Consider the following 6,673-nt stretch of genomic DNA (forward strand, 5'->3'; position numbering starts at 1 on the left):
GTCTATCTGAAGGTGGCTTTTGTTTGCGGGGGGCACCACGATCATCCCAGAGTTGTGGTTATTCATCCCCCGATCGACCGTCTCCTCTTGCAGGGCTTAGCGCGAGACCCCGTAGTGAGAAGAAAGGCAGATTGGAAGTTAGCATCGACTAGAGCTGCGACCGGCTCCATTCCAAAATGGCGATGGATGAGCGAATTTGGCTCGAACCGTGAAGCGAACCGGATCTTCTGCGCCTGGAGACGAACCCGAGAAATTCGCCGAATCGGGCGCAGGACTCCCGCTCTCCGGTGCGTATCAAGCGCACAAGTCCCGCGTCACGCGCGGATTTTGCGTCATCTCCAGATTATAGCTAAACAGTACAGCCTGTGTGGCGGAGCAGAAGCGATTTGAACCCTCGACCCCTACGTTGCGAACGTAGTGCTCTCCCAGCTGAGCTACTGCCCCATCCTGTGTGGCGAGACGCGATTACTATTGTGAGATAACTGACTTCAGGTAGGCTCGCAACCGATCCGCGAGTTCGGGGCGCTTCAAGCCGAAGCCGATTTGCGCCGAGATGAAGCCGACCCGATCGCCCAGGTCGTAACGGACGCCCTCGAATTCGTAACCATAAATTTTTCGCCGTGCGGTCAGCGCCATCAATGCGTCGGTCAGCTGGATTTCGCCGCCGGCGCCCGGCTTGCCCGCCGCGAGCAATTCGAAAATGTCGGGCGTCAGCACGTAGCGTCCCATGATTGCGAATTCGCTCGGCGCTTTTTCAGGCGCGGGCTTCTCAACCATCCCGCGCAGTTCGTAGGTGCGCTCGCCGGCGGCTTGCGCATCGACGATGCCGTACTTCGAGATCTCGCTGCGCGCGACCTTGAGCAGCGCGACCACCGGCGCGTCGCGCGTCTCGGCCACGTCGAGCAGCTGGCGCAGGCACGGCCGCGGGCAATCGAAAATGTCGTCGGGTAGCATCACGGCGAACGGCTCGTTGCCGACCGCCTCGCGCGCTTGCAGCACCGCGTGACCGAGGCCGAGCGGATGCCGCTGTTCGGCGACCGTAATCCGCGCGGGATTGTTGCTCCGCCGGATGAGTTCGAGAATATCGCGCTTGCCGCGTTCTTCGAGATGGCGTTCGAGCTCGAGGTTAGGCTTGAAGTGATCGACGACGGTCGTTTTGCCAGGGCTGACGACGAGAACGATTTCCGTGATACCTGACGCGACTGCTTCCTCGACGACGACCTGGATCGCCGGCGTGTCGATTACCGGCAGCAATTCCTTGGGGATGATTTTCGACGACGGGAGCATCCGCGTGCCCATGCCGGCCGCGAGGATGACAGCCTTTTTAACTTTCATGACGTGCGGTTTTCCGGTTGGTGGCGCGCTCAGATTTTCGACTCGCGCACTTCCTGCGCGGATTTGCATGCGATGCAGAGCGTGGTGACCGGCCGGGCCTTCAGCCGCTCGATTCCGATTTCGCCGCCGCATTCTTCGCATTGCCCGTAGGAGCCGTCTTCGATCCGCGTGAATGCTTCGCCGATTTTTGTGAGTAGCTTGCGCTCGCGATCGCGCATCCGCAACAGAAAGTTGCGATCGGACTCGAGCGCGGCGCGGTCGGTCGGGTCCGCCGGGGCCTCATCCGAGACGTGATTCATGGTGCCGACTGCGCGTTCCGCTTCATTGAGAATGTCGCGCTTGCGGCCTTCGAGCAGTTTTCTGAAAAGTTTGAGGTCTCTTTGCCTCACGGTTGAACTATCTCACCCAAGCCGATTTTTTATTCTATAGACGCCCTGCTAGCATGTAAAGATTCCGCGATGAAAACGGCTTACTTCGACGCGTTCTCCGGCCTCAGTGGCGACATGATCGTCGGCGCAATTCTGGATTGCGGCGCCGACTTCGGCGAGTTCGAGCGCGCGATCAAGGCGCTGCCGATCGCGGGCTATCGTCTCTCGACGCGGCGCAAAGTGTTGAGCGGCATTTCGGCGCTCAAGTTCGACGTCGCGGTGACGGAGCCGCAGCCGGAGCGTCATTTCGGTGAGATTCGCGCGCTGATCGACGCGTCGCCGCTGTCGGCCACGGTACGGCATCGCGCGATCTCGATCTTCGAGATGCTCGCGCAAGCGGAAGCGAAGATTCACAACACGACGCCCGACCATGTTCACTTTCACGAAGTGGGCGCGGTCGATTCGATCATCGATATTGTCGGCACGGCGTGGGGACTCGAGCAGCTCGGCGTCGCCGACGTGATGGTCTCTCCGCTCCCGATGGGCAACGGATTCGTGCGCTCGCAGCACGGAGTCATTCCAGTGCCGGCGCCGGCAACCGCGGAGCTGCTGTCAGGATTCCCGCTGAAGATCGGCGACGGTGCGCACGAGATGGTTACGCCAACCGGCGCGGCGGTGGTCCGGGCGCTCGCGCGGCCTGCCGCACTCCCGCTCGCCTTCGAGGTCGAGAAAATCGGCTACGGCGCGGGTGCGCGCGAACTGGAAGATCGCCCAAACGTCCTGCGCCTGATGCTCGGGCACGAGCGCGCCGCGTTCGACAGCGACGACATGATCGAGATCTCCGCGAACATCGATGATCTCAGTCCGCAGATCTATGACCACGTGATGCAGCGCCTGTTCGACGCGGGTGCGCGCGATGTAACGCTCACACCGACGATGATGAAGAAGAGCCGCCCGGCTGTAACCATCGGCGTAATCGCAGAGGCGGCGAATCGAGAAGCGATCGCGGAGATTATTTTCGCGGAGACCTCGACCATCGGTCTGCGGTTTCACGCGGTCGGGCGCCTGAAATTGCATCGCGAGATTCACGAGGTCGAGACGCGATGGGGCAGGGTGCGGGTCAAGACCTCGGGTGCTAATGGCGGCGCTCCAATAACGATCTCGCCGGAATACGATGACTGCCGGCGAATCGCGGCGGAGCACAAAGTCGCGTTGCGCGTGGTGATGGACGAAGCGCGCAATGCCGCAAGAAGGTTAGCATTACTCTCCTGAAAAAACTTTCCTGAAAAGAAAAAATGATTTCTGAACGGCTGCACATCAACGAGATTTTTTACAGCATCCAGGGCGAATCCACGCACGCGGGCCGGCCATGCGTGTTCGTGCGGCTCACCGGATGCAACCTGCGATGCAAATGGTGCGACACCGAGTACGCATTCTACGAAGGCAAGCGCATGCCGATTGCCGAAGTCGTCGAAATAATTCGCGGCTACCGATGCGACCTCGTCGAAGTGACCGGCGGCGAACCGCTGCTGCAGGAGGGCGTGTATCCCCTGACGCATGCGATGCTCGAATCCGGCGCGACCGTGATGATCGAGACGTCGGGGGCAGTTGACGTTAGCAAGCTCGATGCTCGTGTCATAAAGATCATGGACCTGAAATGTCCGGGCAGCGGCGAATGCGAGCGAAATCTCTGGAGCAACCTCGAGCATCTGACGATGCGCGACGAGATCAAATTCGTCATCGCCGATCGCACAGATTACGAATGGGCCCGGGACGCGATCATCACGCGCGGCCTCGCGCGACGTGCGGGCGCATTACTGCTGAGTCCCGTGTTCGGAAAACTGGAACCGGCAGCCCTCGCGTCGTGGATGCTCGAAGATCGCTTGCCGGCGCGAATGCAATTGCAAATGCACAAACAGATCTGGCCGGGCATTTCGCGCGGCGTGTAATTCGCGCGGCTCAATCAGACTCGGCAAATATCCGCAGGCGCTCGAACCAAATCAGCTTGTCCTTGAATCCCGGATAGCTCGCATTCAGTCCGCTGGGATTCGGCAGCACGAACACCCGCGCGCCAGATATTTCCTCCTGCTTGGCGCCCGCCCCCTCGCCCTGCACCACCCCGAAGAAGCGCCGGTAGATGCTCACGCCGACGAATGCCACCACTCGCGGCCGCACTCGTTGAATCTTCCGCGCGAGGATTCGCTGACCCGCGATCATCTCGGCAGTACTCAGTTCGGACGCTGCTCGCGTGGCCCGCGCACAGAGGTTGGTCAGCGCCAAATCGAATTCCACCAGCCGCGCATCGTCCTCGCAGGTGAGGGCCTCGGGCACGAGCCTTGCCGCATAGAGCAGCCGCCAGAACGGATTGCCCGGGCTCGCAAAATGATGCCCCATCTGCTCGGAGCGAAGACTCGGATTGATCCCGACGAACAGGATTCGCGGCCGCGGCTTCAGGATGTCGCGAAGTTTTGGCATCCGCCGAATACTGGCATCTTCGTAATCCTCGCGCCGCCTTGACCCGCCGCACGCGCTGCCGTAGCACAGTTAAGGATCGCAGGAGTACTTTCCCAATGACGACACCGCAGATGGAAAACGCAACCGCCAGCAGTCCCGACTACGTCAGCGGCGTGCTCAACTACCTCGCCGACAAAGACCAACATCCCGTGAGCTACAACTTCAAGCCGCCGCCGGGCGTTCCCGCGCGAACGGGTGCCTACGCCAGGTTCACCGTGCCGATTCACAGCGCCCGCGCGATCATGAGCGAGCTGTCTCTCGACCGCCAAGGCTTTGCGGTTACGCGTCAGCAATCGGCGGTCGCAAATTTTTACGACGCCGAGGAAGTGCGCAAAGTTTATTACCCCGAAGTCGAGCGGATGGTCCGCGAATTTACCGGCGCGATCAAAGTGCACGTGTTCGACCATAACGTCCGCTCGCGACCGATGGCGAAGCGGCGCGAGAATGGCGCGCAGGAGCCGGTCAAAGTGGCGCACAATGACTACACGCTCAAGTCAGGGCCGCAGCGCGTGCGCGATCTTCTGCCGGAGCAGGCCGACGCGCTACTCAAGAATCGTTTCGCGGTGATCAACGTCTGGCGTCCAATTCGCGGACCAGTGCAGGAGTCGCCGCTCGCCGTGTGCGATGCGCAAAGCATGGTGCAGGACGACTTCGTCAAGCACATACTCAAGTACCGCGATCGCGACGGCGAGGTTTACTCAGTTGCGTACAACCCGAATCATCGATGGTACTACATTCCGAATCAGCAAAAGGAAGAAGTACTATTGCTGAAGTGCTACGACTCTGACGGGCGCCGCGCGCGCTTCACCGCGCATTCCGCCTTCGAAGATCCGTCGAGCCCGCCCGACGCGGCGCCCCGCGAAAGCGTCGAGGTGAGAACACTGGTCTTCTTTGCTCCTGAAGCGGCCGCCTGACGCCGCACCTGAGGATCGATCATGGAATATCGCAATCTTGGCAATTCGGGACTCAAGGTTTCGGCCGTCGGCCTTGGATGCAACAACTTCGGTATGCGATGCGACGCAGAACTGACTCGCGCCGTCGTGCATAAGGCTCTCGACGAAGGTATTACGCTGTTCGATACCGCGGACATCTACGGCAATCGGGGTGGTTCCGAAGAGTTGCTCGGCAAGGCGCTCGGCGACCGTCGTCGCGAGATAATCGTCGCCACCAAATTCGCAATGGCGATGGGCGACGGTCCTTACATGAAAGGCGCATCGTACCGTTACGTCATCGCGGCGGCGGAGGCGAGTCTCGAACGACTCGGCACCGACTATATCGACCTGTATCAGATTCATCAGCCGGACCCGGAGACGCCGCAGCATGAAACGCTCGAAGCGCTGAACGATCTCGTTCGCGCCGGCAAGGTCCGCTACATCGGGCACAGTAATTTCGCCGCGTGGCAGACTGTCGATGCGCACTGGATCTCGCGCAGTCGCGGACTCGCCTCGTACATTTCTGCGCAGAATCAGTACAACCTGCTCGACCGCCGCATCGAACGCGAGCTGATTCCCGCGTGCCGCGAGTTCGGAGTAGGTATCCTGCCTTACTTCCCACTCGCTAGCGGATTTCTTACTGGAAAATACAAGCGCGGCGCCGAGCCGCCAAAAGGCACCCGGCTCTCCCTGGTCCAGCGGATGGCGAAGCAGGCGCTCACCGACGAAAACTTCGCGGTGCTCGAGAAGCTCGAGAAGTTTGCGAGCAGCCGCGAGCATACGATGCTCGAGCTGGCCGTCGGATGGCTGGCGTCGCAGCCGCAAGTCTCCAGCGTAATCTCCGGTGCAACCAGCCCCGACCAGGTCACGCAAAACGTAAAAGCCGGCAACTGGAAACTGTCAGCCGAGGAACTCGCCGAGGTAGACAAGCTGACGCGCCGATAAGTAGACGTGTCAAGATGGCCTTGTATTACATCCTTGTGATACAGTTCCGCCATGGGCGCGCTGAACGTCAGAATCGATCCGCAGACTGCCGCCTTCCTTGAGCGAGTCGCGCGGGAGCGTGGACTGACCAAGTCCGAAGTGGTGCGAGAGGCGCTCGCGAAGCTGCGCGCGCAAGATGCGCGACCCTCACGCGCAACACCCTACGAGTTGATGGCTCATCTTATCGGATCCTGGGACAGCGGCGGGATGCAATTGTCAGAGCGCACCGGCGAACGGTTCGCACGAATGCTACAAGAAAATAAGAATGCCAACCGTACTCGTCGACGCCGGTCCGCTCGTCGCGCTGATTGACCGAAGCGACAACGTTCATCAGCGCTGCGTCGACGCGCTTGCGACCCTGGGGGATCCATTAGGCACGGTCTGGCCCGCATTTACTGAAGCGATGTATTTGGTACGCGCCAGTGCGCACGCTCAACGAGCGCTGTGGGACGTGATCAACGTCGTTGGTGTACGGTTTATAGAACTAGGTCCCGGCGATTACCCCCGCATGCGAGAGCTGATGTGGAAGTACCGCGACTT

General features: G+C 60.6%; 9 protein-coding genes and 1 tRNA gene. 6 read left to right on the forward strand and 4 right to left on the reverse strand.

Going from position 1 to position 6,673, the window contains the following annotated elements:
* Positions 1-368: 368 nt before the first annotated feature.
* The 3 genes from VIW95_RS07265 to dksA all read right to left on the reverse strand — a co-directional run bounded on the left by VIW95_RS07265 (position 369) and on the right by dksA (position 1,724).
* A tRNA-Ala gene (locus VIW95_RS07265) sits at positions 369-444 on the reverse strand.
* Positions 445-468: 24 nt separating this feature from the next.
* Positions 469-1,335, reverse strand: a complete 867-nt coding sequence (locus tag VIW95_RS07270) for a UTP--glucose-1-phosphate uridylyltransferase (RefSeq protein ID WP_331584872.1) — start codon at positions 1,333-1,335, stop codon at positions 469-471.
* A gap of 29 nt (positions 1,336-1,364) precedes the next feature.
* Complete coding sequence (gene dksA, locus VIW95_RS07275) at positions 1,365-1,724, reverse strand: RNA polymerase-binding protein DksA (protein WP_331584874.1); 360 nt, start codon at positions 1,722-1,724, stop codon at positions 1,365-1,367.
* Positions 1,725-1,793: 69 nt separating this feature from the next.
* Between dksA and larC the strand changes: the two genes are divergently transcribed.
* Together larC and VIW95_RS07285 are read left to right on the forward strand one after the other, a co-directional pair.
* Positions 1,794-2,975, forward strand: coding sequence for a nickel pincer cofactor biosynthesis protein LarC (gene larC, locus VIW95_RS07280; RefSeq protein ID WP_331584876.1), 1,182 nt, complete (start codon positions 1,794-1,796; stop codon positions 2,973-2,975).
* 23 nt (positions 2,976-2,998) lie between these two features.
* Entirely contained in the window at positions 2,999-3,652 is a 654-nt protein-coding gene (locus tag VIW95_RS07285; protein ID WP_331584878.1) for a radical SAM protein, read from the forward strand.
* 10 nt (positions 3,653-3,662) lie between these two features.
* Here VIW95_RS07285 and VIW95_RS07290 read toward each other — a convergent pair whose 3' ends face one another.
* Positions 3,663-4,178: a mismatch-specific DNA-glycosylase gene (locus VIW95_RS07290; protein ID WP_331584880.1), complete on the reverse strand. Its 516-nt coding sequence runs from the start codon at positions 4,176-4,178 to the stop codon at positions 3,663-3,665.
* Positions 4,179-4,273: 95 nt separating this feature from the next.
* Here VIW95_RS07290 and VIW95_RS07295 point away from each other — a divergent pair, with 95 nt between their 5' ends.
* The 4 genes from VIW95_RS07295 to VIW95_RS07305 all read left to right on the forward strand — a co-directional run.
* A complete protein-coding gene (locus tag VIW95_RS07295) occupies positions 4,274-5,131 on the forward strand; it encodes a CmcJ/NvfI family oxidoreductase (protein WP_331584882.1) in 858 nt (285 codons plus the stop codon).
* 21 nt (positions 5,132-5,152) lie between these two features.
* The gene (locus tag VIW95_RS07300) at positions 5,153-6,094 is read left to right on the forward strand and encodes an aldo/keto reductase (RefSeq protein ID WP_331584884.1); all 942 of its coding nucleotides are present in this window, start codon (positions 5,153-5,155) and stop codon (positions 6,092-6,094) included.
* Between the two features lie 51 nt (positions 6,095-6,145).
* Positions 6,146-6,445 carry a ribbon-helix-helix protein, CopG family gene (locus tag VIW95_RS17580; protein ID WP_414645272.1) on the forward strand — a complete coding sequence of 100 codons (300 nt, stop codon included), beginning with the start codon at positions 6,146-6,148 and terminating at the stop codon, positions 6,443-6,445.
* Positions 6,399-6,673: hypothetical protein (locus VIW95_RS07305; RefSeq protein ID WP_331584886.1), on the forward strand; the 275-nt coding region annotated here is incomplete at its 3' end. The genes VIW95_RS17580 and VIW95_RS07305, both read left to right, overlap by 47 nt.

It is taken from the genome of Binatus sp. (SeqCode) (assembly GCF_036522015.1).
Classification (GTDB): domain Bacteria; phylum Desulfobacterota; class Binatia; order Binatales; family Binataceae; genus Binatus.

Excerpts from the sequence above, each read along its gene's own strand:
- VIW95_RS07295 (WP_331584882.1), top strand. The coding sequence starts at position 4,274 with ATGACGACACCGCAGATGGAAAACGCAACCGCCAGCAGTCCCGACTAC.
- VIW95_RS07290 (WP_331584880.1), bottom strand. The coding sequence starts at position 4,178 with ATGCCAAAACTTCGCGACATCCTGAAGCCGCGGCCGCGAATCCTGTTC.
- VIW95_RS07270 (WP_331584872.1), bottom strand. The coding sequence starts at position 1,335 with ATGAAAGTTAAAAAGGCTGTCATCCTCGCGGCCGGCATGGGCACGCGG.
- VIW95_RS07285 (WP_331584878.1), top strand. The coding sequence starts at position 2,999 with ATGATTTCTGAACGGCTGCACATCAACGAGATTTTTTACAGCATCCAG.
- VIW95_RS07300 (WP_331584884.1), top strand. The coding sequence starts at position 5,153 with ATGGAATATCGCAATCTTGGCAATTCGGGACTCAAGGTTTCGGCCGTC.
- larC (WP_331584876.1), top strand. The coding sequence starts at position 1,794 with ATGAAAACGGCTTACTTCGACGCGTTCTCCGGCCTCAGTGGCGACATG.
- VIW95_RS17580 (WP_414645272.1), top strand. The coding sequence starts at position 6,146 with ATGGGCGCGCTGAACGTCAGAATCGATCCGCAGACTGCCGCCTTCCTT.